Source organism: Pseudonocardia yunnanensis (assembly GCF_039534065.1).
In the GTDB taxonomy this organism is placed as follows: domain Bacteria; phylum Actinomycetota; class Actinomycetes; order Mycobacteriales; family Pseudonocardiaceae; genus Pseudonocardia; species Pseudonocardia yunnanensis.
In genome coordinates, this window is record NZ_BAAAUS010000036.1 from 85,694 (window position 1) to 111,673 (window position 25,980).

The 25,980-nt window shown below is 71.2% G+C and carries 27 protein-coding genes; 10 read left to right on the plus strand and 17 right to left on the minus strand.

The window, feature by feature from the left end; translation table 11 throughout:
• Positions 1-9: 9 nt before the first annotated feature.
• The 4 genes from ABD743_RS30805 to ABD743_RS30820 all read right to left on the minus strand — a co-directional run bounded on the left by ABD743_RS30805 (position 10) and on the right by ABD743_RS30820 (position 3,353).
• Entirely contained in the window at positions 10-1,215 is a 1,206-nt protein-coding gene (locus tag ABD743_RS30805) for a sensor histidine kinase (protein ID WP_344725980.1), read from the minus strand.
• A gap of 153 nt (positions 1,216-1,368) precedes the next feature.
• On the minus strand, positions 1,369-2,103 hold the full coding sequence (locus ABD743_RS30810) for a phosphoglyceromutase (protein WP_344725984.1): 735 nt from the start codon (positions 2,101-2,103) through the stop codon (positions 1,369-1,371).
• 30 nt (positions 2,104-2,133) lie between these two features.
• A complete protein-coding gene (locus ABD743_RS30815) occupies positions 2,134-2,733 on the minus strand; it encodes a hypothetical protein (protein WP_344725986.1) in 600 nt (199 codons plus the stop codon).
• 62 nt (positions 2,734-2,795) lie between these two features.
• Positions 2,796-3,353, minus strand: a complete 558-nt coding sequence (locus ABD743_RS30820; RefSeq protein ID WP_344725988.1) for a MarR family winged helix-turn-helix transcriptional regulator — start codon at positions 3,351-3,353, stop codon at positions 2,796-2,798.
• An 80-nt stretch (positions 3,354-3,433) separates the two neighbouring features.
• Between ABD743_RS30820 and ABD743_RS30825 the strand changes: the two genes are divergently transcribed.
• Positions 3,434-3,940, plus strand: a complete 507-nt coding sequence (locus ABD743_RS30825; RefSeq protein ID WP_344725990.1) for a VOC family protein — start codon at positions 3,434-3,436, stop codon at positions 3,938-3,940.
• A gap of 14 nt (positions 3,941-3,954) precedes the next feature.
• Here ABD743_RS30825 and ABD743_RS30830 read toward each other — a convergent pair whose 3' ends face one another.
• The 3 genes from ABD743_RS30830 to ABD743_RS30840 all read right to left on the minus strand — a co-directional run bounded on the left by ABD743_RS30830 (position 3,955) and on the right by ABD743_RS30840 (position 6,151).
• Positions 3,955-4,713: a GntR family transcriptional regulator gene (locus tag ABD743_RS30830; protein ID WP_344725992.1), complete on the minus strand. Its 759-nt coding sequence runs from the start codon at positions 4,711-4,713 to the stop codon at positions 3,955-3,957.
• 90 nt (positions 4,714-4,803) lie between these two features.
• Positions 4,804-5,256 carry a MarR family winged helix-turn-helix transcriptional regulator gene (locus ABD743_RS30835; protein ID WP_344725994.1) on the minus strand — a complete coding sequence of 151 codons (453 nt, stop codon included), beginning with the start codon at positions 5,254-5,256 and terminating at the stop codon, positions 4,804-4,806.
• 232 nt (positions 5,257-5,488) lie between these two features.
• Positions 5,489-6,151, minus strand: a complete 663-nt coding sequence (locus tag ABD743_RS30840; RefSeq protein ID WP_344725996.1) for a FadR/GntR family transcriptional regulator — start codon at positions 6,149-6,151, stop codon at positions 5,489-5,491.
• 145 nt (positions 6,152-6,296) lie between these two features.
• On the opposite strand from ABD743_RS30840, the gene ABD743_RS30845 reads away from it, so the two are divergent.
• From ABD743_RS30845 to ABD743_RS30860, 4 genes are all read left to right on the plus strand, one after another.
• A complete protein-coding gene (locus tag ABD743_RS30845) occupies positions 6,297-7,175 on the plus strand; it encodes a fumarylacetoacetate hydrolase family protein (protein ID WP_344725998.1) in 879 nt (292 codons plus the stop codon).
• 12 nt (positions 7,176-7,187) lie between these two features.
• A complete protein-coding gene (locus tag ABD743_RS30850; RefSeq protein WP_344726000.1) occupies positions 7,188-7,949 on the plus strand; it encodes an alpha/beta fold hydrolase in 762 nt (253 codons plus the stop codon).
• A gap of 29 nt (positions 7,950-7,978) precedes the next feature.
• Positions 7,979-9,274: a metal-dependent hydrolase family protein gene (locus ABD743_RS30855; protein ID WP_344726001.1), complete on the plus strand. Its 1,296-nt coding sequence runs from the start codon at positions 7,979-7,981 to the stop codon at positions 9,272-9,274.
• 164 nt (positions 9,275-9,438) lie between these two features.
• Positions 9,439-9,795, plus strand: coding sequence for a DUF1636 family protein (locus ABD743_RS30860; protein ID WP_344726003.1), 357 nt, complete (start codon positions 9,439-9,441; stop codon positions 9,793-9,795).
• Positions 9,796-9,808: 13 nt separating this feature from the next.
• On the opposite strand, the gene ABD743_RS30865 is transcribed toward ABD743_RS30860, so the two are convergent.
• A complete protein-coding gene (locus ABD743_RS30865; protein WP_344726005.1) occupies positions 9,809-10,435 on the minus strand; it encodes an IniB N-terminal domain-containing protein in 627 nt (208 codons plus the stop codon).
• Between the two features lie 131 nt (positions 10,436-10,566).
• Between ABD743_RS30865 and ABD743_RS30870 the strand changes: the two genes are divergently transcribed.
• A complete protein-coding gene (locus tag ABD743_RS30870) occupies positions 10,567-11,004 on the plus strand; it encodes a GNAT family N-acetyltransferase (RefSeq protein WP_344726165.1) in 438 nt (145 codons plus the stop codon).
• 21 nt (positions 11,005-11,025) lie between these two features.
• Here ABD743_RS30870 and ABD743_RS30875 read toward each other — a convergent pair whose 3' ends face one another.
• Positions 11,026-11,625, minus strand: coding sequence for a cadmium resistance transporter (locus ABD743_RS30875; protein WP_344726167.1), 600 nt, complete (start codon positions 11,623-11,625; stop codon positions 11,026-11,028).
• 92 nt (positions 11,626-11,717) lie between these two features.
• Between ABD743_RS30875 and ABD743_RS30880 the strand changes: the two genes are divergently transcribed.
• Together ABD743_RS30880 and ABD743_RS30885 are read left to right on the plus strand one after the other, a co-directional pair.
• Positions 11,718-12,218, plus strand: a complete 501-nt coding sequence (locus ABD743_RS30880; RefSeq protein ID WP_344726007.1) for a GNAT family N-acetyltransferase — start codon at positions 11,718-11,720, stop codon at positions 12,216-12,218.
• A 348-nt stretch (positions 12,219-12,566) separates the two neighbouring features.
• Positions 12,567-13,199, plus strand: a complete 633-nt coding sequence (locus ABD743_RS30885) for a hypothetical protein (RefSeq protein WP_344726009.1) — start codon at positions 12,567-12,569, stop codon at positions 13,197-13,199.
• A 158-nt stretch (positions 13,200-13,357) separates the two neighbouring features.
• Here the strand turns inward: ABD743_RS30885 and ABD743_RS30890 are convergent, their stop codons facing one another.
• The 8 genes from ABD743_RS30890 to ABD743_RS30925 form a co-directional block, all read right to left on the minus strand.
• Positions 13,358-13,900, minus strand: coding sequence for a dihydrofolate reductase family protein (locus ABD743_RS30890; RefSeq protein WP_344726011.1), 543 nt, complete (start codon positions 13,898-13,900; stop codon positions 13,358-13,360).
• 89 nt (positions 13,901-13,989) lie between these two features.
• The gene (locus ABD743_RS30895; RefSeq protein ID WP_344726013.1) at positions 13,990-15,567 is read right to left on the minus strand and encodes an AMP-binding protein; all 1,578 of its coding nucleotides are present in this window, start codon (positions 15,565-15,567) and stop codon (positions 13,990-13,992) included.
• Positions 15,568-15,872: 305 nt separating this feature from the next.
• On the minus strand, positions 15,873-16,877 hold the full coding sequence (locus ABD743_RS30900) for a DUF4349 domain-containing protein (RefSeq protein ID WP_344726015.1): 1,005 nt from the start codon (positions 16,875-16,877) through the stop codon (positions 15,873-15,875).
• A gap of 123 nt (positions 16,878-17,000) precedes the next feature.
• A complete protein-coding gene (locus tag ABD743_RS30905) occupies positions 17,001-17,627 on the minus strand; it encodes a class I SAM-dependent methyltransferase (RefSeq protein ID WP_344726017.1) in 627 nt (208 codons plus the stop codon).
• An 82-nt stretch (positions 17,628-17,709) separates the two neighbouring features.
• Positions 17,710-18,168, minus strand: a complete 459-nt coding sequence (locus ABD743_RS30910) for a type III secretion system chaperone family protein (protein ID WP_379658906.1) — start codon at positions 18,166-18,168, stop codon at positions 17,710-17,712.
• Positions 18,169-18,211: 43 nt separating this feature from the next.
• Positions 18,212-19,525: a D-inositol-3-phosphate glycosyltransferase gene (gene mshA / locus ABD743_RS30915; RefSeq protein ID WP_344726019.1), complete on the minus strand. Its 1,314-nt coding sequence runs from the start codon at positions 19,523-19,525 to the stop codon at positions 18,212-18,214.
• Between the two features lie 30 nt (positions 19,526-19,555).
• Positions 19,556-22,504 carry a sacsin N-terminal ATP-binding-like domain-containing protein gene (locus ABD743_RS30920; protein ID WP_344726021.1) on the minus strand — a complete coding sequence of 983 codons (2,949 nt, stop codon included), beginning with the start codon at positions 22,502-22,504 and terminating at the stop codon, positions 19,556-19,558.
• A complete protein-coding gene (locus ABD743_RS30925; RefSeq protein ID WP_344726023.1) occupies positions 22,501-23,280 on the minus strand; it encodes a DUF3027 domain-containing protein in 780 nt (259 codons plus the stop codon). The genes ABD743_RS30920 and ABD743_RS30925 overlap by 4 nt, the downstream gene beginning before the upstream one ends.
• A gap of 27 nt (positions 23,281-23,307) precedes the next feature.
• Between ABD743_RS30925 and ABD743_RS30930 the strand changes: the two genes are divergently transcribed.
• Together ABD743_RS30930 and ABD743_RS30935 are read left to right on the plus strand one after the other, a co-directional pair.
• A complete protein-coding gene (locus tag ABD743_RS30930; RefSeq protein ID WP_344726024.1) occupies positions 23,308-24,087 on the plus strand; it encodes a glutaminyl-peptide cyclotransferase in 780 nt (259 codons plus the stop codon).
• A gap of 140 nt (positions 24,088-24,227) precedes the next feature.
• Positions 24,228-25,958 carry an MFS transporter gene (locus tag ABD743_RS30935; RefSeq protein ID WP_344726026.1) on the plus strand — a complete coding sequence of 577 codons (1,731 nt, stop codon included), beginning with the start codon at positions 24,228-24,230 and terminating at the stop codon, positions 25,956-25,958.
• Positions 25,959-25,980: the final 22 nt, after the last annotated feature.

The window sequence follows — 25,980 nt, forward strand, 5'->3', positions numbered from 1 at the left end:
TCCTCCAGCTCACCCGACTCGATCGGGTAGTTCTGGCCGCCGGACGAGGTCGGCCGGGGCGCTGCCGGCGCTGTCGGCGCCGGACTCGTCGTCGGGCTCCGCGTGGGCCGGCAGCCGCATGGTGAATGTCGATCCGGTGCCCGGGCTGCTCCACAGCCGGACTTCGCCGCCGTGGTTGGCGAGGACGTGCTTGACGATCGCGAGCCCGAGCCCGGTGCCCCCGGTGGCGCGCGACCGCGCCGGGTCGACCCGGAAGAACCGCTCGAAGACCCGCTTCTGGTGCTCGGGTGCGATACCGATGCCGCGATCGGTGACGGCGATCTCCACCCATTCACCCGCGAGGCGCCGTGAGACCGACACCGATGCCTCGGGCGGCGAGTACGCGATCGCGTTCTCTACGAGGTTGGACAGGGCGGTGACCAGCAAGGTCAGGTCGCCCTCGACCTCCAGCCCGGTGGGGCTGTCCACGATGATCTCGATATGCGCGGACTCGGCGGAGAGCCGCGAGCGGGCGAGCGCCTCGCGCACCACCTCGTCGACGTCGACGACGCCCATCTCCGGCAGCCGCTCGGCCCCGGTGAGCCGGGAGAGCGCGATCAGCTCCGTGACGAGGTTGCCCAGCCGCGTGGCCTCGTTGAGGATCTTGGTGCCGAAGCGGCGCACCTCGACCGGGTCGTCGGCGCAGTCGAGCACGGCCTCGGCCAGCAGCCCGACCGCCCCCACGGGCGTCTTGAGCTCGTGGCTCACGTTGGCCACGAAGTCGCGCCTGGTGGCCTCCAGCCGCACGGCGTCCGACGTGTCACCCGCCTCCACCATGGTGAAGCCGTCGCCGAGGGGGCGGACGTGAGCCAGCACGGCGGCGGGCTGGCGTCCACGGTGGTCGACGGGCGAGAGGTCCACGGCGATCGACGCCCCGGTCTCCAGTACCTGCTGGCAGACGGCGGCGGCGCGGGAGTCGGGCCGACCGAGACGGACGACCCCGAGCTCTACGGCGCGTGCGTTGTGCAGCACCACCTCACCACCACGGTTCAGCACCACCAGGCCCTCGTCGGCCGAGCGGAACACCCGTTGGAGGAGGTCCGCCATGGGCGGGCCGGGTGAGGGTGCAACGCCGACCGGCGTGGCATCAGCCCGACGACGAGCCAGCCAGGCCCCGACTACGAGGCCGAGCACGAGCGCGCCGACGGCGATCGCCACGCACACCAGCGGGTTCACAGACCGCATCGTAGGCAGCACGGCCACGGTAAGGGCCAGTTCATGTGCAGGTCGTGATCCTGATGACGTCGCAGAACGCCAGATTTCGACCGCAGTTCACAGCACGTTCACCCGACCCGTAATGCGCACAGGACGGCCGCGAACGGACAGGCCTCAGCGCCCCTGTGCCGCCACCGCCGCAGCGGCCGTGAGGGCGGCCTCGGGATCCAGGTAGGTGCCGCCCGGCTCCTTGGGCCGAAGGTCGTCGTCGAGCTCGTAGCGCAGCGGGATGCCCGTGGGGATGTTGAGCCCGACGATGTCGCTGTCGGAGATCCCATCGAGGTGCTTGACCAGCGCGCGCAGCGAGTTGCCGTGCGCGGCGAGCAACACGACCTTGCCGGCCCGCAGGTCGGGCACGATCGCCGACTCCCAGTACGGCAGGAAGCGCTCGACCACGTCGGCGAGGCACTCCGTGCGCGGAACCTCGATGTCGTGGTAGCGGGGGTCGCCGTCCTGGCTGAACTCGGAGCCGAGCTCGATGGGAGGCGGCGGGACGTCGTAGGAGCGCCGCCACTCCATGAACTGCTCTTCGCCGAACTCCTCCAGCGTCTGCTTCTTGTTCTTGCCCTGCAGCGCGCCGTAGTGCCGCTCGTTGAGCCGCCAGTCGCGGCGAACGGGGATCCAGTGCCGGTCGCACGCGTCGAGGGCCAGGTTCGCCGTGGAGATCGCCCTGCGGAGCACGGAGGTGTGGACGACGTCGGGCAGCAGATCCGCCTCGCGCAGCAGCTCACCGCCCCGGCGGGCCTCCTGCTCTCCCGTCTCGGACAGCGGCACGTCCACCCACCCGGTGAACAGGTTCTCGGCGTTCCAGACGCTCTGGCCGTGTCGCAGCAGCACCAGTGTTCCCATGGCGGCAACTCTGCCAGGCGCAGGGGTAGATCATGCGTTGACCGTCAGGCTCCGGAGTGCGGCGTCGAGCACGGGCTCATAGGTCTCCCAGGAGCCCGCCAGCGACGTACCCGTCGCGACGATCGCGGAGCCGCCGTGCACGGCGAACAGCTGCTCGTTGCGCAGTTCGAGCCCCGACCCGGGATCGACGAACGTCCCGCCGAGCAGGTGTGCAGGCGTTCCGTCGCGCAGCACGAGCGACTCGTCGGCGGTGGAGGCGTAGCCGTCGAGGCTCGTCAACTCCTTCCTGGCGCCGGTGACGGCGGTGGAAAGGTCCACCGGTGACGGGACGACGAGCAAGTTGATGTTGGCACTGAACCCTCGTGTCTCAGTGGCCGCCGACCGGGGTTCCAGGAACAACGCCGCCGTTCCCTGCTCCCCGCTGTCGTCGGCCACCCACCCGGAAGGCGGGATGAGCCTGAAGCGGCCCTGCGCATCGTCGAAGGGCTTGCCCGACGGCGCCGAGGCCGGGGCGGCGGACGACGAGCCGCTCCGCTCGGGAGCAGCGACGCCCGCAACAGTGGTCGAGCAACCGGCGAGCGCCATTCCCGTCACCAGCACCAGCGCCAGGCCGCAGCGTGTGCCCCACATACCGCCCCCTTCCGACCGAGGGGGCACATGATCACCTATAGCCGGACGGACGGGATCAGCGGCTACGAACTGCGCGAGTCGGGACAGGGGTGCTCGGCCTCATCCGCGACCTTGCCCAGGCGCTCGATGATGCTCTCCAGCAGCGCCTTGCCCCGGTTCTCCACCGTGAGCCCGCCGAGCACTACGGTGCAGATCTCCCGGAGCTGCGACACCTGCTCCGGCGTCAGGCGGTCGAACATGAGCTCGCGCACGGTCCGGACGTGGCCCGGTGCGGCCTCCGCCAACGCCGCGAAGCCGTCGTCGGTGAGCTGGGCGAGTGTGCTGCGCCGATCGTCGAGACAGGGCACCCGGCGGATCCAGCCGTTGCCCTCGAGGCGGGCCACGGCATGGGAGAGCCGGCTCTGCGAGCTCTGCGTGAGGGCGGCGAGGTCGCTCATCCGCAGCGTCCGCCGCGGAGAGTCCGAGAGCATGGCCAGGATCTGGTAGTAGGCGTGCGACATCGACGCCTCGCGCTGCAATTGGCGATCCAGCGCGGCCTCCAGAAGTGTGGTCGTGGCCACGTAGGACAACCACGTCTGCAGCTCATCGGGCGTCAGCCAGCGCTCCTCGTCACCATCCACAGCCTCAGGGTACCTAGAAGTTGAACCCTCACATTTTCTGACGTACCGTCGTGTTCGACACAGACTCGTCGGAGGACCGGATGCCCGTCCAACGTCTCAACCACGCCGTGCTCTACGTCCGCAACCTCGACCGGAGCGTGGCCTTCTACACCGAGGCACTCGGTTTCCGGGTCGTTCACAACATGCCGGGACGCGCGTGCTTCCTGCAGGCGGAGGGGTCGACGAACGACCACGACCTCGGCCTCTTCGTGATCGGGAGTTCCGCCGGGGCGTCACAGGCCGGCCGCAGCACGGTGGGGCTCTACCACCTTGCCTGGGAAGTCGACACGCTCACCGAGCTCAAGCGCATCGCGGCCGTGCTCGCCGATCGCGGCTCACTCGTGGGCGCCTCCGACCACGGATCCACCAAGGCCCTGTACGCCCATGACCCCGACGGCCTCGAGTTCGAGGTCAGCTGGCTCGTACCGGCTCACCTGCTCACCGGCGACGAGACGATCCGAACCGTCGCGCTGGACATCGACGCCGAGATCGAGCGGTTCGGCGCCGACACTCCGGGCGGTATCGGCGTCTCGATCGCCGCGAGCTGAGCCGGAGCTCGAGCTCAGACCCCTCCACCCATGCGGTAGCCGTCCCGCGCCGAGAACCGCGCGGTCACGCTGAACCGGTCGGCACGCACGAGCGTCTGCCGCCACTCGACGGGCAGCTCGCCCGCGCAGCCGAGCCGGTCGATCGCGAAAGCGGCCACACCGGCGCCGATGCCCAGCAGTTCGCGCTCAGCGTCGTTGGGCACCACGGCCCGCACCCGCTCGCTCCCACCGGTCACGCGCACGCCGCACTTGGCGGCGTACACCGTGTAGAGCGCGGTGCGGCTGAAGTCGACGTCGAGCAGTGGCGCAGCGAGCCGCTCGGGCAGCCAGACACGGTCGACCGCGAGCGGGTCGGCGTCGGCGAAGCGCAGCCGCTCGAGGTGCACCAGCGGCGTCGACTCCTCCAGCCCGAGCCGGGCCGCGACCACGCCGTCGGCACGGACATCGAGGGTGCGCACAACGCTCCGCTGCACCTGACCGGTGGCCTCCACCGCCGAGAACAGGCTGAAGATCTCACCGAGTGGCTGCTCGATCTCCGCGGGCTCGGCCCTGCGCGGGGTGCGGCCGCGGCCGGCGATGACCAGGCCCTCGTCCCGCAACCGCCGCACCGCCTCACGCACGGTGTGGCGACTGACGCCGTACTCGGCCACCAGAGCGAGCTCGCCAGGGAAGGCCACGCCGAACTCGTCGTGCTCCAGTCGGCGACGCAGGTCGGCCAGCAGCTGAGCCCACAGGGGCTCGCCGGCGAGGCGGTCGAGCGTGCGCGCCGTCATGCCGTCCTCCTGGTTGCGGACGGCGGGCAGGTGCTCGGGCGCGCAGCGTGTAGATAGGTGATCATCACAGTGGTCTCCGGAAGCCCGCGGTCAGCCTGCGGCCGCGCGGAGCCGGCCGGTGAGCCCGTGCAGCGCTTCGCGGAGCTGGACACTCTCGGCGCGGCTGAGCCCGGTGGCCTCCCCCACCCGATTCTGCGTGCTGATGACGTCGCGCTCCAACGCACGGCCCGCCGAGGTCAGGGACACCAGAACGGAACGCTGGTCGTCCACCTGGCGATTGCGGCGCACGAGCCCGAGTGCCTCCAGCCGCCGCAGCAGCGGCGAGAGCGTGCCCGTCTCCAGCTGCAGGGCCTGCCCGATCCCCGTGACGGTGGCTTCCCCTCGCTCCCAGAGCACGAGCATCACCAGGTACTGGGGGTAGGTCAGCCCGATCGCGTCCAGCAGGGGGCGGTAGTAGCCGGTCATCGCCCGGGAGGCAGCGTAGATGGCGAAGCACAGCTGCTCGTCGACCGGTGAGGACCGCATCTGTGCCTGCTGCGCCATACGTCCCACCGTATGTTGCCGCGCCCGGCTCCGGCACCCCGCACCCGCCCGAGCGGCGCGATTCGGGCTAGTGTCGAGGAAACGAGGTCGTCTTACCCGCCTCCGGCGCCCAGGCGGCGCCTCGCGGCGTTGTCGTCGGCGCCGATACAACAGCGGTATCGGCCCCTCCTCCGCCTTGCGATCCATCCACCTGGGTCACCGGATCCGGGCAAGGAACCCCGTTTCCGCGACACTAGTGGCGGCCCAGCAGGTTGTCGGAGACGTTCTGCAGGTGCTGGCGCATGCAGTCGCGAGCACCGGTGGGATCGCGGTCACGAAGCGCCTCGACGATCGCGGCGTGCTCCTCGTGGTAGCGCAACCGCCGCTCGGGGCTGGAGGTGCGCCGCTTGAGGCTGCCCCACACCGGCAGGCTGCGCGCGGTGTTCATCACGTCGAACATGCTGATCAGCAGGCCGTTGTGCACGGCGAGCGCGATGGCCCGATGGAGCCGGGCGTCCCAGGCCTCGAAGTCCTCGAAACCCTCGCTGCCCTCACCGCCGTGCAGGCATTCGGCGATCCGGTCGAGATCGGCCTGGGTGGCCACCCGGGCGGCGAGCTCCGCAACCGGCGGTTCGATCAGCAGCCGCACCTGCATGATCTCGGCCGGACTGGTGTCGGGCGGCGCACCGTCGGCCGGCGGAAGCGCCGCCTCGGTGAGGAACGTGCCCCGTCCGACGTGGCGGATCACCACCCCGTCGCGCTCGAGGACCTCGAGCGCACGACGGATCGCGCTGCGCGGCGCGGACAGCCGCTCCACCAGGTCGCGCTCCGTGGGGAGCTTCGAGCCGGGGCCGAGCGTGCCGTCCTGGGTGCCCTGCTCCAGCAGCGCACGCAGGGACCTCTCCACGGCCAGCACGTCCGTACCCTACAGCACGCTGAACCAATCGTGACCAATTGGTCCGTCGCGGATCGTTCTCCTGCCCGCTATCGACAGCAGAGCCGGGACACCGTACGGTCGATCAGGTTCCGATTGGTTCAATTGGTTGAGATTGGTGTGAGCAATGAAGCTGGTGACCTTCTCCGCCGGGGCCGCGCCGAGGGTCGGCGTGGTCAGCGCCGACGGGGACGCGGTCCACGACGTCCAGGAGTTGCTCCCACCGGGAGCCGGCGTCCTCGACGTGATCGGCGCGTGGGACGAGCTGGGCCCGCTCCTGGGTGAGCGGTCGGCCGAGCTGACGTCGGTGCCGCTGGCATCCGTCGAGCTGCTGGCCCCGATCCCCGAACCGCGGCGCAACATCTGGTGCGTCGGCAAGAACTACAGCGAACATGCCGCGGAGTTCGGCCGCAGCGGCTACGACACCCCGAGCCGCTCCGAGGCCATCCCGGACAAGCCGATCATGTTCACGAAGGCCACCACGGCCGTGACCGGTCCGGGCGCTCTCGTCGACCCCGGCCCCACCACCGAGCTCGACTACGAGGGCGAGCTCACCGTCATCATCGGCACGGGCGGCCGCGGGATCTCCCGCGAGGACGCCTACAGCCACGTGTGGGGCTACACGATCATCAACGACGTCACGGCGCGGGACGTGCAGCGCGACCACAAGCAGTGGCTGCTCGGCAAGTCGTTCGACACCCACTGCCCGATGGGGCCCTACGCCGTCACCGCCGACGAGATCGGCGACGTCACCGCGCTCGAGCTGGAGACCACCGTCAACGGGGAGCGCCGCCAGTTCGCGCCGGTCAAGGACCTGATCTTCGATGTGCCGGAGCTGATCGCCACGATCTCGGCCGGCACCACGCTGCTGCCCGGAGACCTCATCGCCACGGGCACGCCCGCGGGGGTCGGCCTCGGTTTCGACCCGCCGCGCTTCCTCACCAGCGGCGACGTCGTCGAGATCACGATCACCGGCCTGGGCACGCTGTCCAACCGCATCCGCTGAGAGAGGACCACTGTGCAGGTCAACGGTAAGGAACTCGCCGTCGAGGTCGAGGGGGACGGCCCGGCCGTGCTGCTCGTGCACGGGCTCGGGGGCACGTCGAACTTCTACCAGGTCCAGACCGACGCCCTGATCGACCGCTTCCGCGTGATCCGGGTCGACTCCGCCGGGGCGGGCCGCTCACCGGTCGCCGACGGGATCGGCGTGGAATCCCACGCCGACGACCTGGCCGCCGTGCTCGCCGAGCTCGGCGTCGACAGCGCCAAGGTGGTCGGGCACTCGATGGGCACGCTCGTCGTGCGCGCGCTCGCCGCCCGCCACCCCGGCACCGTGTCCGGGCTCGCGCTGCTCGGCGCGGTGCGGGAGCCGGCCGAGGCCGGCAGGCAGGCCCAGCGTGACCGCGCCGCGGTCCTGCGGGCGGAGGGCACGGCGGCCGTCGCTCCCGGCGTCGTGGCCAACGCGCTCTCCGAGACCACCCGTCGCGAGCGGCCCGAGGTGGCGGCCTTCGTCCGCGAGCTCGTGATGCGCCAGGACCCGGAGGGCTACGCCCGCAACTGCGAGGCACTCGCCGCCGCCACCGACCCCGGCCCCATCGACCCCAAGCTCCCCCTGCTGCTCGTCACCGGTTCCGACGACAAGGTGGGGCCGCCCGAAGCGAGCCAGGAGCTCGCCACCGCGCACGGCTCGGCGACCGTGGAGATCCTGCCGGGCGTCGGGCACTGGACCGCGCTCGAGGCGGCCCGCGCCACCACCGACCTCCTGCTCAAGTTCCTGTAGTTCCACCCTCAGTGACGAGGAGACCCACCGTGCCCGTCCCGACGACCAAGATCCTGTTCCGCGGCGTCAGCATCCTCGACTCCACCGGAGCCGATCCCTATCCCGGCGACGTGCTGGTCGTGAACGACCGCATCGCCGCCGTCGGCGACGTCGATCCCGGGGCCGCCGACGGCGCCCGGGTGATCGAGGGCCGTGGACGCACCCTGATGTCCGGGCTCTGCGACGCCCACACCCACTTCAGCTGGAACAACAGCGCCGACCTCGACGGCCTGGGCACGCTGCCGGTCGAGGAACACCTCCTGTTCTGCATCGAGTCGGCCAGGACCTACATCGACTCCGGCTACACGATGTGCCTCGGGGCCGCGGCGGCGAAGGAACGCCTCGACGTGGTCTGCCGCGATGCCATCAATGCCGGTCGCATCCCCGGTCCGCGTTACCTGGCCAACGGCCCGGAGATCGCGGTCACCGGCGGGGCGCTGATCAAGTCGATCACGAAGTTCGCCGACGGCCCCGAGGGCATGCGCAAGGCCGTGCGCGAGCTGATCGACATCGGCGTCGACCAGATCAAACTGTCGATGACCGGCGAGGAGATCACCGGCACGCAGCGGGCCGAGGACACCTACTTCTCCGACGAGGAGACGGCCGCCGCCGTGACGGAGGCGCACCGCCGTGGCAAGCGGGTCTGCGCACACGCCCGGAGCGCCGAGAGCGTGAAGATGTGCGTCCGGAACAAGGTCGACATCATCTATCACGCCAGCTTCACCGACGCCGAGGGCATGGACATGCTCGAGGCCAACAAGGACTGGGTGTTCGTGGCGCCCGGCATCAACTGGCTCGTCGCCACGCTCTACGAGGCCGAGTCGTTCGGGTTCCCACAGGAAGCCGCCGAGGCCGTCGGCTACAAGAAGGAGCTGGAGACCGCCATCCAGGGCCTGCGCGAGATGCACCGGCGCGGCGTCAAGATCCTGCCCGGCGGCGACTACGGCTTCGCCTGGACCCCACACGGCACCTACGCCCGCGACCTGGAGCATTTCGTCGAGCTCCTCGGGTTCACGCCGATGGAGGCGATCATCGCCGCCACCGCGTGGGGCGGCGAGATCATGCTCCGGCCCGACGAGCTCGGGAAGGTGCAGCCCGGCTACCTCGCCGACCTGCTCCTCGTGGACGGCGACCCGCTCGCCGACATCACGGTGCTGCAGGACCGCGACAAGCTCGACTACATCATGAAGGACGGGCGCTTCCACAAGGAGGCGGCCGACGAGCCCGCGCCGACGCCACCCAACCCGGGCAGCAGCGACCGCAACGCGGCACCCGCATCCGTCTGACGACGGCGCCGCGCAGGCCTGCCGGATGACTCTCCCGGCGGCACGTCCGACCGTGGCCCGGCCCCACGGGCCACGGTCGGTCTCGCGCATCGCCACCAGGAAGGAGATGGCGCCCTGACGAACGAGGCCGGCTCTCACGTTCATACGCGGCCCGGGCGACGGCCGTGACGCTGTTGATCTGTCGCACCTGCCCCCGCTACGACACCCGCAGCTCGGGCGAGTTCGGACGCGCACTGGCGGCCGCGATCGCTGAGCACCCGGGCGGGGCGGCCGTGACGGTCCGGAAGGTGCAGTGCCTCGGCGGCTGCCCCGACGACGGTGTCGCCGCTGTCGACGCGCCCGGCAAGGCCCGCGTCCGGTTCTCGCGGCTGGACGCAGGCCATGCGGCGGCCATGGTCGCCGCGGCCGCGGCACACGACGCGTGCACGTCCGGAACTCCCGGGGACTGGCAGGTGCCGGCCGAGCTGGCCGACCGGATCAGCAGCGTCACGCCCAAACGCGGGCGCGACCCGGCACGGTAGCCGAGCTCCGCGCTCAGTCGATCGGATGGTGTGGTTCGTCGGGGGCGGCGTGATGCGGTTCGATCACGTCGTCAGGTCCGTCGTCGTCGAATGCGGGACCGTCGAAGGCCTCTGAGCCACCGCCGAACGCGTCACTGAAGTGGCTCGCGAACTGATCTCCGACCTCGGGGCCGGATCCCGAGTCGGCGTCGAGGTCGACATCGGCAGCGAGGCCGTCTGCCCCATCCCCGAAGCCGATCCCGTCATGGGTGGCTCCGGCTGTGTCGCCGGACGCGAACGGGCCGAGATCGACGTCGAGGTCCGGGTCCGCGGTGCTCCATCCGTCGGCGACAGGGGCATCCGCGCCGGGGAAGACGGTGGCGAGGTACTCGCTGAGGTACTGCGAGGCAGGCCCGTCCTCGCCCTCGGCCGGCGGCGGCGCGGGGTGGACCGCATTCGCCGCGGCGGCGTAGTCGTGGTCGAAGTCGGCGGTCTCATTGTCCTCTACCAGCACCAATGCGTCGTGGATGTCGTCGGGGCTGAGCCCGTCCAATCCGTGCTCGACGATGGTTGCGTCGGGGTCGGCCGTGAACGCGGAACGGAAGTCCGCGTCGGTCTGCAACCCGCGTAGGAAGTCCAGCAACGAGAGGGGCTGCGGCACAGCGACCTCCGGGGTTGGTCACGAATCGATCGCCGACCACCGTAACCGCTTCGGCACACTTCGCGCCTGACGTGTGCACGACCTGTTATCGGATGGCCGAGTGGTCGACCGGATGGCAGGGTCGCCCCGTGATCTCCGTGTTCGGTTCTTTCGAGCTTGATGACGACCCTCGCCGGATCGACCGGGATGCCGTGTGGCGGTTCCTGTCGACCGAGGCGTACTGGGCCCGGTGGCGCCAGCGGGACGACGTGGAGAAGCAGATCGACGGCGCGTGGCGCGTGGTCGCGGTCTACGACACGGCGTCCGGCGCCACGGTGGGCTTCGCCCGGGCGATCTCCGACGGCGTCTCGCTCGCCTATCTGGCCGACGTCTACATCGATCCGTCGGTGCGCGGCAAGGGTCTCGGCGTCGAACTGGTCCGGTTCATGGTCGACGAGGGCCCGGGGCACATCTTCCGCTGGGCCCTGCACACGCGGGATGCACACTCCCTCTACAAGCGGTTCGGCTTCGCCCCGCCCGACAGCGGCTACATGGAACGCCCCGGCGCCCGCCCCGCCATCGAGCCGTGACCAGGCTCCCCGTTTCGGGATCTACAGGCCGAACGCTCCGCCTTCGATCAGGATGAGCAGGCCGATGGCGATCAGGACGACCGGCAGCAGGACATGGCCCCATCGAGAGAGTGCACGGGCCACGGGCGGCCGCGTGGCGAAGAACCGCCCAGCGGCACACCAGACGCCGACGAGCGCCAGGAACACCACGAGGTAGACGACCATGGCGCTCGTGCCCGCGTTGGCGAACACGGGGACGTAGACACCGATGTTGTCGCCACCGTTGGCCAGCGTGACGGCAGCGACGGTCAGAATGCCGACGTCGCTGCCCTCGCCCACTGCTGAGTCCCCGTCGGCGGCGTGACGTTCTCGCCACGCCGTCCACCCCGCCCGGACACCCAAGATCATCGGCAGCAGGCCGAGGTAAGGGAGCACCGATTCCGGGAGGAGACCGGCGCCGAGGGCACCGACGACGGCAGCGGCAAGGATGGCTGCGAATCCGGCGTACTGGCCCAGCACCACGATCGCCACTCCGCGCGGACGGTGCCGGACCTGGGCGAAGAACAGCGCCAGGATCAGGATGTCGTCGATGTTGGTCACCGCGAACATGCCCGCGGCCTGTGCGACGAGTCCGAACGACACCACTCCTGCTCCGTACCCCGCGTGTGACGGCCGCGGCTACGAGATCATCCGCCCACTCGTCCGAGCCCTCGCGAACGCCATACGGTCACGAGATGCCGTTCCCCGTGCGCCTCGCCACCGAGGCTGACGTCGGCCCGATCTTCTCCATGCGTCGTGCGCGCGAGGTTTGGTTGGCTACGCGCGGCATCCGGCAGTGGCCGATCGGCATGGTCGGCATCGATCACGTCATCGCGCAGGTGCGGAGCGGACAGTGGTGGGTGCTTGCCCCGCCTACCGCCGAGCCTCTCGCAGCGATGCGCGTGATCTGGTCGGACGAGGAGTTCTGGAACGACACGCCAGGGAAGTCGGTGTATGTCCACGGTCTCATGGTGGGGCCCGAGCACAGCCGCAAGGGCCTGGGCCGAATGATGCTCGACGCTGCTCGACGCATAGGGCTGGACGCAGGAGCCGAGTACTTCCGCCTGGATTGTTCGGCGGACAACGAGCGACTCAAGACGATGTATCGGAGCTACGGGTTCACCGAGGTGGGCCGGAAGGACTTCCCCGGGTGCAGCGCCACCCTCATGGAGCTGCCCTTGTCGAGGTCGACTTGACCAGTGGCAGCACGATTCGAGCGCGGTGCGTGCCCTGCTCATCGTCAGTCCACGTCGTGAAGATCGGCTAGCTTGGGAACCGATGATCAAGGCCGTGACCCTGATCCGCTCGAAGTCCCTCTCCGGCACCGCCGAGTACGCCTACGCCGCAACCGCTTGCTGACGCCCGGCTGATCTTCCTCGCCGGAGCGTGCCCGTTGAACGACGACGGCACCACCGCCTCCGTCGGCGACTAACGGAAAGCGGGGCTCGATTCGATGTGACCACGTGGCATCCGCAACCGATCACCTCACTGTCCTGGATGTTGCTGCGCCCGGGCTCGTGGTCGGAGCTCACATCGTCGGCTCGGTGGCGTTGAACGACTTCGTATCCGGGGTGTCAGATCTGGATCTGGTCTGCGAGCTGGCGGCTCCGCCCGACCCGAGGGTGCTCGCCGACGCACAGAGCCAGGACCTCGATGTCATCTACGTGCTTCGTGGCGAGCTGGAGAAGCCGGTCCACGAGGCACGGAGCTTCGCCTGGGGACGGGAGGGCGTCCTCCACACGGAGCGGAGGGGCGACCTGGTTCCGGTGCTCTGGGAGCAGCTGCGTGCCTACGCGATCACCGTTCGCGGGGAGCCTCCCAACCCACCCGTCACGCCCGCAGAGGTCGTCACCTACTGCCGGGAGAACCTCGTCGAGTACTGGAAGCCGCTCTTACAGCAAGTGCAGGCTCGGCGGTCCGGGATCGGCGACGGCGCGATCGGCCGCGACGCCATCCTCTGGGTCGCTCCGGGACCCGCGCGGTTGTGGCACACGATCAACACCGGTGCGATCGTCGGTAAAAGCCAAGCGCTGCATCTGGCTGGTGCTCATTGGCCAGATCTCGCCGCTCCACTGGGCGAGGTGGCCGCGGCCCGGCGAGATCCGGCTGTGTTGCTGACGCGCGAGCACGCCGAGGCGGCGCTGGAGCTGGGCCGACGGGTCCTGGATTCGGCGTGACGTCCCAGCACGGAAGCGGTGCGGATCGAATCTGGCGTCGGCCTCCACGGTGGACAGTGCGCGTGAAGGGGGCGGGGCCATCGTCCGTGTCATCCATCCAGCGCGCCTCCTGGCCGCACTGCTCGTCGGAGCGGTGGGGCAAGGAGAACCAGTGCGGCCTACTTCCGCACGCGGAAGCGGAGCATCGTCACGGGACCCGCCTGCGTGTTGCTGAACGGTTCCAGGTCGATCCGGCCGAGCCCGGAGGTCGAGAAGCGCACGCCGTCACCGAGCAGCACTGGCAGTACGTACACCAGAACCTCGTCGACGAGCCCTCGCTGCAGGCACTGGCTGGCCACGTCGGCACCGAGGATCTCCAGGTTCTTCCCGCCCGCGGCGGCGCGCGCCTTGGCGACGGCCTCCGCGAGGTCGCAGGTGAGGAACGTGACGCCTTGCTCCGGCTCGTCCGGCGGCTGGTGCGTCAGGACGAACACCGGCCCCCCGTCGTAGCCGGTGTTCTCGTCGGACATCCGCTTGGCGACCTCGTGGGTGCGCCGGCCGATGAGCATGGCGCCGGTGGCCGCCATGACCTCGGGAAACGGGTCCTCTCTGAAGTACTCGATCACCCAGTCCATCGCGTGGTCGGGGCCGGCGATGAAGCCGTCCAGCGACATCGACCTGTTCACGACGACCTTGCCCAGGCCGGCATCCGTATCGCTCATGCCGGTTACGACCCGGCGCAAGCCACGAACTCATCGGCGTCGGCGGAGCAATCCGCGGACCGCCCCGCCGGCGCCGCCGGTCCGGCGGTTCAGGTCGATGCGGCCTCGCGGGCACGCAGGTCCTTGCGCAGGATCTTGCCCGAGGCGGACTTCGGGATCTCCTCGATGAACTCCACCACGCGCACCTTCTTGTGCGGCGCGATGCGCTCCGCGACGAAGGTCATGACGTCCTCGGCGGTGAGGTCGGCCCCGGACGCCTGGCGGACGACGAACGCCTTGGGCACCTCCTCGCCATCGGCGTCCCGCACCCCGATGACCGCGGCATCGGCGATCTTGTCGTGCGTCAGCAGCAACGCCTCGAGTTCGGCCGGCGGCACCTGGTAGCCCTTGTACTTGATCAGCTCCTTGACCCGGTCGACGATCGAGAACACGCCCTCCTCGGTGACCGTGGCGACGTCCCCGGTGTGCAGGTAGCCCTCGTCGTCCAACGTGATCGCGGTGGCCTCGGGGTTGTTCAGGTAGCCGCTCATCACGTTCGGGCCCTTGACCCACAGCTCGCCCCGCTCACCGGGACCAACCTCCCGGCCGGTATCCGGGTCGACGAGCTTGCACTCGATGTTGGGAAGGGCGAAACCGGAGCTGTTGAGGTCCATGTCCTGGCGGTCGTCGGGCATGCAGTGGCTGACCGGGGACAGCTCCGTCATCCCGTAGCCCTGCAGCACGGTGCAGCCGAGGCGGGCGGCGACCGCGTGGCCGAGTTCGGCGTCGAGTGGGGCGGCACCCGAGAAGATGACGTCGATGCAGGACAGGTCGTAGTCGTCGACCATCGGGTGCTTGGCTAGTGCGACAGCCACCGGAGGAGCGATGTAGACGCGATTGACCCGATACTCCGCGATGACACGAAGGAATTCCGACAGGTCGAATTTCGCCATAGTGACCACGGTGCACTGCTTGTGCAGACCTTGGTTCATCATCACGGTCATGCCGTAGATGTGGAAGAACGGCAACACAGCCAGGATCCTGGTCTCCGAGGAGACCTTTCCCATGCGCTCGATCTGCAACAGGTTCGCAACCAGATTGCGATGCGTGAGCATCACGCCCTTGGCGCGCCCGGTGGTACCCGACGAGTAGGGCAGCACTGCGGTGTCCTGCGCGCCCACCGTCTGCGCAGGCGGCTCCACCTCGCTCGCCAGTAGGTCGCCGAGCGAGGCATGGCCGTCCACCTGCCCGTCCAGCAGAATGATCGACTCCGGAGGCAGCCCGGCCTGGGCGACCGCCGCTGCCGCCCGGTCGAGGAACGGGGAGACCGTGAACAGCAGCTTGGCGCCGGAGTCGATGAGCTGGTGCGCGAGCTCACCAGGCGTGTAGAGCGAGTTGGCACTGGTCACGATGGCGTTGGCGCGCAGCACACCGTGGAACACCGCAGGGTAGAGCGGCGTGTTCGGGGCGAACATGCCTACTACATCACCCGCGCCGACGCCACGCTCCGCGAGCCCCGCGGCGATCTTCAGGACCATCCGCTCCAGCTCGGAGAAGGTGACGGTCGCTCCGGACCCGCCGTCCACCAGCGCCGCGGCATCAGCCCGTTCGCCGAAGTTACGGAAAAGAAAGTCGAAGAGCGAGACCTCGGGGACCTCGACATCCGGGTAGGGACTACGGACAGGCATATTCAGGGCTCCCTTGCGACTGTCAGCACTCTGCCGGTTCCACCAAACGGCGCATAGATCAGGCGGCACCAACTCTAAGTCGAACGCGAGGTCACGGATCCCACGACCGAAACACCCGAATGGGGTAACACGAAAGTGTTGTTCTGGTCATGAATCACTGACATCGTGATCGTCGTCGGTCCGGTGAGCCCCACTCGCCGGCACCGAGCCGGGCGCGGCGTCCCCTCGCCGTGACCGGAGCCCACAACCGTGCGGTGCCCCCGATCGCGCGGTTGATGCGGTGGTGTAAGCGGAGTGGCCCGAGTTCATGACTCCCCCTCAGATCCCGGGCCGCTCCGCCCACCCGCGGTTGCGGATGCCGGCGCCCTCCGAGCCCGGACTACCCGCCTGCTCAGCCAGATGATCCCGCCCAGAATGGCTACCACCGGCAGGAACGGCAAGAGGAACCCGATTACGGCGGCCGCAGCGGTGCCTGCCGCACGCAGCCCGTCCCAGCCCGCCACCAGACCGTCCCGGAATCCCGGAGGGGGCTGGTCGCCCACCGGAGGGGCTCCCGGCGACCGCAGATCGACGGTCAACGTCGACAGCGCCACCTGGTCGCGCAGGGCCTCGAGCCGGCGCGTCAGCGAGTCGAGGTCGGCCTCCCGGCGCGCCAGTTCCGACTCGATGGCCACCACATCGCCGATCGAAACGGCCTCCGCGAGCAACGCCCTCACCCGAGCGACGCTGGCCTGCTGGCTCGTCACCCGCGCGTCGAGGTCGACGACCTGCTCGGTGGCATCGAGCACCTGGCTGCTGCGCCCCACGACCCGCCCGACGGCCGCGATGTCGTCGATGAGGCGATCGAGCGAGTCGGCCGGCACGCGGAGCACCAGCAGGCCGCCCGTGTCGCTCGACTGCTCTTCGGTGACGAACCCGTTCACGCCGGCGGCCGCAGTCCGCACCTGCCGCGACGACGCCGTCGGATCCTTCACCTCGACGGAGATCTGGGCGGTGCGCACCAGTTCCCGCTGCACGGTGCCGACCGAAAGATCGGGCGCCTTGTCCGGAGCCACGGCCTGGGGCGGAGCGACCGAGCGCGCATCGCTGCCGGCCGCACGCTCCGAGTACGCCCCGGCCCCGCCGTCCATGGGGACGCCCTTCTCCACCAGCCCAGGGCTGGGGCGGGCGGGAGCCACGGTCGCGACTCCCGGCGAGCTACCCCCCGGCGAGAAGCCGACGAGCACCACACCGGTGCCGACCGCAAGCACTCCGACCACCGCCACCGCGGCCACCACCGTCTTGCGTCTGCCCCACCGAGACACCGTCACCGCCTCCTCGCCCCGGCGAGCCCGGGGTGTCGGGGTAAGGACGGTGACGGCGTGGATCACGGTTGGTCGCGACTGGTCACGATCGCGTCACGAACGCTGGAACGACCCGGATGCCGACCTGGGTCAGGGATGCCTACGGGCCCGCAGGACGGCGTCGTGAATGGTGATCTCCCGGCCGTCCGGGTCGTCGGCCAGGCGTGGTCTGGCCTCGGCGACGAGGACGTCCCACTGGCCGGGATCCAGGGCCGCCGCGAGCTCCTCCGCCGTGAAGAGCAGGTCAGGGTCCTGCGGCCGCCGCGCGGTCGTCTCGAGATCGGACGGATGGTGCCCGACGACGAGCAGCGTGCCGCCGGGGGCGACCGAGGCGGCGAGGCCTGCGAACACCTGGTCGCGCACGGCACGGGGGAAGTGCAGGAACTGGGAGTTGACCAGGTCGTTGGCCAGCTGTTCGGGAGCCCAGCCGGAGAGAAGGTCGACCTGCTGCCAGGTGATCCGGTCGGCGATCTCCGGATCTGTATGGGCTGCGGCACGTGCGAGGGCGACGGCGGAGACGTCCACCCCGGTCACGCGCCATCCCTGCTGCGCGAGCCAGGTGGCGTCGGCGCCCTCGCCGCAGCCCGCGTCGAGGGCGGTGCCGGGCGACAGACCGTCGACCTCCGCCACGAGCTGCGGGTTCGGCCGACCACTCCAGATGCGGGTGGCCGAGCTGTAGCGCTCGTCCCAGAACGGAGCGGTGAAGCGTTCGTCCATCGATGTTCCCTTCTGCGAAGGGCTCGACTGTCGAGCCTGACGCCGCCGGCTGACAAGCGATCTTGCAAGAACGGCAAGTGCGTCAGTCGAAGAGGTGCTCGAAGGCCTTCAGATTGGCGAGGCTCTCGCCGCGCTCCTGCCGCCAGGCGTGCTCGCGGCGGATCGAGGAGGCGAAGCCGAGTTCGAGCAAGGTGTTGAAATCGCCATCGGCGGCCTCCAGCACCTGACCGAGCACGCGGTCGAGCTCGGCGGTCGTGACGGCGTGCAGGGAGAGCCGTCCGATCAGGTGGATGTCGCCGACCCGGTCCAGCGCGTAGTGCACGCCGTAGAGCCGGGCGTTGCGCTGCAGCAGGAACCGGTAGACGGCGTCGTGGTCCTCGTCGGGCTGCCGGCACACGAAGGCCTGCACGAACAGCGAATGCTCACGGACCAGCAGCCAGCAGTGCGTCTGCAGCCGGTTGGTGCCGGGCAGCGTCACGAGGAACTGCCCCGCTCCGCGCCGATGGTGGTCGGCCTCCAGCTCGGCCAGCGCGGCCGCCACCCGCTCCTCGACCGCCGCCACGTCCTCCGTACTCACGGACCGATCATCCCGCCGGGATCGCCGGGCGCACCACCAGCCCTTGGCGCTCCGCATATTCGGCGGCCGCCTCGGCGTAGGTGGTCAACAGCGCGTCGGCCGTGCGTTCCCAGGAGAACTTCTGCGCGTGCTGCACGGCACCGCTGCCCAGCTCGTCGCGGCGGTCGGGAGAGCTGACCACTGCGCCGAGCGCGTCGGCCCACTGCTCCGCCCGGTGCCCCGGCACGAGCAGCCCGGACCGGCCGTGAGCCACGGCCACCGACAGCCCGCCGACCGCCGCAGCGACCACCGGCGTGGCACAGGCCTGGGCCTCCAACGCCACCAGCCCGAACGACTCGTTGTGGCTCGGCACGGCGACGACGTCGGCCGCCCGGTAGACGTCCACCAGGTTCTGCCTCGTCTGCGGAGGCAGGAACCGCAGCACGTCGGTGATCCCGAGGGAGGAGCCCAGCTCCTGCAGCGCCGTGGGCTCGGCCAGGCCGCTGCCGGATGGGCCTCCCGCGACCAGCACGACGAGCCGTGAGCGCAACCCGGGGTCGCGGCGGAGCATCTCGGCCGCTGCGCGCAGCAGCACGTCGGGAGCCTTGAGCGGCTGGATCCGGCCGACGAACGCGAGCACCACGGCGTCCGGGGCGAGGCCGAGCGCCTGCCGGGACGCGCCGCGGTCGCCGGGGGTGAAGCGGGCGAGGTCCACGCCGGGCGCGACGGTGGCGGTACGCCCAGGGTCGGCGCCGTAGAGCTCCACGAGCTGGCGCGCCTCCTCGTCGGTGTTGGCGATGAGGCGGTCGGCCTCGGCGACCACCTGGTCCTCGCCGATCACCCGGACCTTGGGCTCCGGCGGGTCGCCATCGGCGAGCGCCGCGTTCTTCACGCGTGCCAGCGTGTGGGCGCTGTGCACGAGCGGGACTCCCCAGCGGTCTCTCGCGAGCCAGCCTGCCTGTCCGGAGAGCCAGTAGTGCGAGTGCACGATGTCGTAGTAGCCGGGCTCGTGGCGGGCCTCCGTGCGCAGCACGCCCGCCGTGAAGGCGCAGAGCTGGCTCGGCAGTTCGTGCTTGCCGAGCCCCTCGAACGGTCCGGCGACCACGTGCCGGACCAGCACACCCGGTGTCAGCTCCACCACCGGCGGGTTCTCCGACGAGGTCGCCCGGGTGAAGATCTCGACGTCGACACCGCGGGCAGCCATCCGCCGGGCGGTTTCCACGATGTAGACGTTCATGCCGCCGGCGTCGCCGGTGCCCGGCTGTTCCAGGGGCGAGGTGTGCACGGACAGCAGGCACACCCGGCGGGGTCGGCGCGCCGCACCGTCACTGGCGGAGGTCACGGGCTCTTGTGTAGCACGCGTCCACGTCGATCACCCGACGGCTTCGTCCTCTGTGAGCAGACCGAGCAGGGCCCGCAACGGGTCGGCGGCATGCCACCGTCCCGACGCATCACGCCAGCTCAGCACCCTGAAGCGGCCGCTCACCGGGCGTCGCACCACCACCCACAGCTCGTCGTGGAGCGCGAGCTCACCCGGGGGCACCGGCACCCCGAGCGTGTGACACGCCACCACGACATCGCTGATCTCCGCCCAGCGCACCGTGCGTCCGGGCCCTTCCACGTCGGCGGCGACGATCTCGGAGGCGGCCGGGAGGTCCAGCAGCTCGGCCAACGCCACCGGGTCGCCGCCCGTGACGAGCTCACCCGCCGGGAGCACCGCCGCAAGCCACGGCGCGTCGAGCACCATCGCGACGTCGACGTCCGCGACACTGCCGTCGAGCGCTCTGACCTGCTCCGGCATGTCGAGGTCGGCGGAACGGACGCGTCCTTCGGCGACCGCCTCCGCCAGCGCCTCGTGCGCGTCTGCCACGAGCGCGACGTCGGGGTGCCGGTCCGGGTCGACCAGCCGGGCCAGCAGGTCGGCGGCCACCGCAGTGTCGGTGATCGCGAGGTCCGCACGCACCCCGATGGCAGCCAGAAGGGCCTCGTCGTCGAAGACGCCGGGGGCGTCGTCGGGTGTGGGTGGCGGGTCGTAGAGCGTTGCCAGAGCATGCGCTGTGGGCAGGCGCCAGTGGCCGGGGCGGCGACCGCCGAGCCGCGCGTGCCTGCCCAGCCACCACGCGGTGTACGAGCCGAGCGCCATCACTGCGGCCCGCGTCTCCCGGACCGCTCCGAGCAGAGCGAGCGCGGCAGGCCAGGCATCGTCGGCGACGAGGTCGAGGTCGCGCACCGCGACGAGCCGCGTGGGCGGCGCATCGAGTGAGTCCCACCAGCGCTCCTCGTCGTCGAGGTCGTGGTCGGGTGAAACCGGCTCCTCGTCGGTGACCACCGCAAACCCGTCGACGACGCCGACGGCAGTGAGCGCCGACCGCGGCACCCGCGCGGCGAGGCCCTCGTCGAGCACGTCGAGCGGGACGTCAGCGGCCAGCAGGGGACGCAGCGCGGCGTCGGGCAGCATCAGCTCGTCGGCACGGGCAGGGCGTCCCTCGCGATCCGGCAGCGCCAGCGCGGCGAGACCGGCGGGCGCGCTCCCGAGCTCGGCCACCAGCTCCAGCACCGCCTCGGCGAGCGGCCCGGTGTCGAGGCCGGCCTCGGCATCGTCGACGGACCGCTCGACGGCCTCGGTCAGCGCGGGGTGTTCGAGCAGCCCGGCGGGGTCGGCGACGGTGGCACCGAGGCGGCCGAGCAGCGGGTGCACGGCCGCAGCGTCCGCCACGTGTAAGCCGGGCAGGGCGAGGGTCGCGATGTGCTGCACCGCACGCGCGGCATCGGTGCCGTCCTCGGGCGGCAGGAGCACTGTGGCCGGGCCTGCGGCGACGCGGCCGTCGGCCAGCGGGACCGGGAGCGCACGCAGCTCGTCGACGAGGCCGGGCACCGTGTCGGCGATCGGTGCCACCTCGGCGTAGAGAGTGCGCCACCACGCGGCCGGACGCTCGACGCCGAAGAGCCGGGTGACCAGCTCGGCCGCGGTCAGCCGGTGCACACCCAGCTCGGCCAGCGCGGCAGGCCCGGCTGTGGTGGCCATCGGAGCCAGCAGCCGGTCGAACCCGGCCTCGGCGAGCAGGCCGGGCAGCGGTGCACCGGGAAGATCGGCACCGGGCAGATCGAGCCACTCGGCGCGGCCGGGCACGAGCTCCGCGCCGGTGGCGGCGGGGAGCCAGGCCGCGGTACGCAGCGCGTCGAGGAGCAGCTGACGCAGGCGCCCGTCGAGCTCGGATCGCGGGAATCCGGGCTCGGGCACGAGTGCGAGCCGCTGGAGAGGAGAGACCGCACGCACGAGCTCGAGGTAGGCCTGCGCCGCGCCGGCCAGCACCCGGTCGGCGGCGGGCCCCGGACGGACCCTGCGGCGGTCGGGCTCCAGCGGCACGGTGGCGATCAGCCGCGCGGGCAGCGCCAGCCGCTCGGCCGCGGCGGTCGGGGCATGCAGGACGTCTCCGGAGAGCGGGTCGGGACTGCCGTCGGCCGTGAGCGGCAGCGCCCAGCAGGCCGTCCAGTCACGGCGCGACCGTTCCTCCGTGGCTTGAGTCCGCGCATCGTCTGCGCCGTGCGTGCCGTCCCGCCGCGCGAGCAACCAACGCCGCCCGCCGATCGACACCTCACCGGGCCCCGGTCCGTCGACCCTGGTCAGCACGTCGTCCCCGACGGCGATCTCGACGATGTCGGGCAGGGCGAGCAGCAGGTCGGGAGCGCCCGCGCGGGCCTGGGCGAGCAGTGCGTGCAGGTCCGCGCCGGGACGCACCGGCAACCGCACCTCGGTGTCGAACCCGGTGGGCGGCCGCTCATCGACCGGCCACACCAGTCGCAGCACGGGTGGCTCGTCGCGGCGGGCCAGCTCGGCCGCCGGTCCGGGGAGCGCTGCGACCGCCTCGGCGGTGCGCCCCGCGGAGAACGCCACCGCGCCTGCGGTGCTCACCACCCGCGGCGCGTCCGACACTGCCAGAACCCCGGCGAACCCGACCCCGAACCGGCCGACGGAACCGGGGTCGTCGCGCTTGGCCGATGCCCGCAGGGAGGCCAGCGCCGCCACTCCGGCCGCGTCCAGGGGTACGCCGGTGTTGGCCACCCGCAGCTCGCCGTCGACTGCCTGGACGCGCAGGCGTCCGGGCTGCCCGGCGGCGCGGGCCGCGTCGGCGGCGTTCTGGGCGAGCTCGACGAACCACGCGTCGGCGTAGCCGCCGAGGCGCAGGTCCTCCTCGGCGTTGGCGTCCTCGCGGAAGCGGGTGGGTGAACCCGCCCAGGAATCCAGCACTGCAGCACGCAGTGCGGCCGTACCGAAGGGATCCATGACGACGCTCGCGGCGCCGACGCTGGGTGCGCTCACCCCTTCTCGACCGTCTCCAGGTCGACCCCGTCGTCGTACACGAGTTCGGCGACGGCCACCGGTGAGACCGGCTCCACCTGCACGTCGGAGTGGGCCCCGCACCCGAAGGCGACGGCGACGACGGCTCCGTCGGCGGGGCCGTACTCGTTGCCGCACACCCCGAACGCGCCCCGCATCGAGCCGGCGATCGGCAGGAAGAACCCGCAGGTCCCGCAGCGACCGGGGGCAGCGCGAGCCATGTCCGATGCCGGGCCGTGCGGGCCCTCGAACCACCGCTGCGCGGCGAGCTCGCGGCCCCGGCGCGACAGCACCTTCGGGCGGCCGAGGCCGACCTCCACCACGACCTCCTCGACGGCGGGGTCGGCGGAAGCGAGGTACCCGGGAACGAGCCGCTCATCGCCCTCCGGGGCGGGCAGCAGGTCGCCGACGCCGAGGTCGCCGGGCTGGACGCGCTGGCCCCACGGCACCCAGGCCGGTGCGATGAGGGCATCGGGACCGGGCAGCAGGACGACCTCGCTCACCGTGATCGGCGTGTCGTCGCCGCCGGTGGCCAGGGTGACCGACCATCGCCAGCCGCGGTAGCCGCCGTAGGTGGCGTCGAAGTAGTGGGTGACGCCGCCAGGCCCCTCCGACACAGCCTCGAGGTGCTCGCCGACCAGACCGGGAGCGGCGGCGGCGCCCACGTCGAGGGCAGCCTCGTCGATGGCAGCGGACCGGGCCTGCTCCACCGCAGCCACGAGCCGGACAGGCGGGTCGAGGGTCGGTACAGCGTTCACCGAAGGGATTGTGCCACCCTCCACGCCATGACCTTCGGGCATGCACTCGTCGGGGCGCTGGTACTCATGCTCGCCGGGTGCGGCGCCGCCTCCCCTGCCGCGGTCCCCGACGCCGGAGCGGCTGCCCTGCGGCCGGAGGTGCTGGCCGTGCTGCCGCACGATTCCACCGCGTTCACGCAGGGGTTCGAGATCGCGGACGGCGGCCTGTACGAGGGCACGGGACTCGCCGGGAAGTCCCAGCTGCGCGAGCTGGACCCGGCCACCGGCGCCGTGCGCAGGTCCGTCCCGCTGCCCGAGAGGCTCTTTGGAGAGGGCATCACGGTCGTCGGTGACCGCATCTGGCAGCTCACGTGGCGCGACGACGTGGTGCTGGAGTGGGACCGGACGAACTTCACCTTGCTGCGCAGGCTGCCGCTGGCGGACGAGGGCTGGGGGCTGTGCCACGACGGGAGCAGGCTCGTGCGCAGCGACGGCAGCGACCAGCTGCATTTTCAGGACCCCACCACGTTCGCCGACATGGGCTCGGTCGCCGTCACACTCGACGGGCAGCCGGTCACCGAGCTCAACGAGCTGGAGTGCACGGAAGGGCAGGTCTGGGCCAACGTGTGGCAGACCGACCAGATCGTGCGCATCGATCCGGCCACGGGGCACGTCACGGCGGTCGTCGACGCCGCAGGCCTGTTGGACCAGGCACAGCGCGCCAACGCCGACGTCCTGAACGGGATCGCCGCGGTGGGTGGCGGGGAGTTCCTCATCACCGGGAAGAACTGGCCGTCGATGTTCCGCGTCCGCTTCGTCCCGGCCTGACTCGCGCCCACGCACCTGCACCGGCGGGTCGCCCACTCCCGTCCCGACCGCGATTCGCCTGATCTGGTGCCGTGCGAGGGCACCTTTCGGGTGCGCGGCGAAGGCCCGCGAAAAGGCCGCCGATACGTCAGAATGACCACGTGCCCCGCTCCGAATCCTTCCCGCCCCGCCGCAACCGGCGGGGCGGCCGCCGGACGTGGGTCACGGTCGACGGCGAGCGCACCGCGAAGGTCGCGCCGCCCGCCACCCCACATCGCACCCTCCCGCTGGAGACGGAGCCGGCGACCCGCACGCCGTCCTCCACATCCGAGCGGTCGCCGTACGAGCCGCGACGGCGTTACCCCTGGCACGACGACCCGGACTACGACCCGGCAGCCCACCGCCGCACCCCGCCCCCGTCGTGGCCGCCGCCCCCAGAGCCCACCACGCGTCCCGCGGCCGATGCCCCGGACGACGTGCCCCGCCCGGACGCGGGCCCGCCGCCGGCTCCCGACCCCGAGGGCCAGCCCCCCACGCAGCAGATGCCACGCAAGCTCACCGTCACGCGGGTGGCGGCGATGCGCAGCCGGCAGCTGACCCAGAACGGGATCCGCGCCTTCCAGCGGGCCGCCACCGCCGACGGCGCCGATCGCTCCGGGCTCACCGCACTGACCTACGCCACGATGATGACCTACGCGGTCGACGCCGCCGTGGCGGTCGCGCTGGCCAACACGCTGTTCTTCGCCGCGGCCACCGCGGAGAGCAAGGCCAACGTCGCGCTCTACCTGGTGATCACGGTGGCCCCGTTCGCCGTGGTCGCGCCGGTGATCGGGCCGCTGCTCGACCGGCTGCAGCGGGGGCGCCGCGCCGCGCTGGCCGTCTCGTTCGCCGGCCGGGCGGTGCTCGCGGTGGTGATGGCGTTCTCCTACGACACCTGGCTGCTGTACCCGGCCGCGCTCGGCATGCTCGTGCTCAGCAAGTCGTACTCGGTGCTCAAGGCGGCGGTCACCCCGAGGGTCCTGCCACCGACCATCACGCTGGTCACCACCAACTCGCGCCTCACGACGTTCGGGCTGGTCGCAGGAGGCGTCTTCGGTGCCGGAGCCGCCGGCGTGGCGTCCTTCGCCGGATCACCGGGCGCTCTGTTCTACACGGCCGCGCTCTCGGTCGTCGGCACCGTGCTGTGCCTGCGGATCCCGCGGTGGGTGGAGTCCACGGCAGGCGAGGTGCCGGCCACGTTGCGCACCACCAGGCGCGGGAAGCGCAGCCCCATGGGCCGGCCGGTGGTGGTCTCGCTCTGGGGCAACGGCGCGGTCCGCGTGCTCACCGGGTTCCTCACGCTGTTCGTCGCGTTCGTGGTGAAGGGCCAGACGGAGTCCGACCCGACCCGGCAGCTGTTCCTGATCGGCATCGTCGGGGCCGCGGCGGGGGCCGGGTCGTTCCTGGGCAACGCGGTCGGCTCCCGTCGCCAGTTCGGCCGGTCGGATCGCACGATCCTCACCTGCATCGCGGCCGCCGTCACCGTGGCCGTGGTTGCCGCCGTGTTCCCGGGCATCCTCACAGCGGCGCTCGTCGGACTCATCGGGGCCACCGCCAGCGCGATCGCCAAGGTCAGCCTCGACGCCGCGATCCAGCGCGACCTTCCCGAGGAGTCGCGCGCGTCGGCGTTCGGTCGCTCGGAGACGGTGCTGCAGCTGGCGTGGGTGTTCGGCGGCGCGCTGGGCGTGCTGCTGCCGCACACCACGTTCTGGATCGGGTTCGCGGTGGTCGCGGCCGTCGTCGCGCTGGCAGGCGTGCAGACGGCACTCGTGAGCCGCGGCGGCAGCCTGCTGCCGTTCCTCGGCCACCGGGTGCGCTCCGCGGCGCCCCCACCAGCCCGGGCGGTGCGCTGACCGGCCGACCGTAGGGTGGACC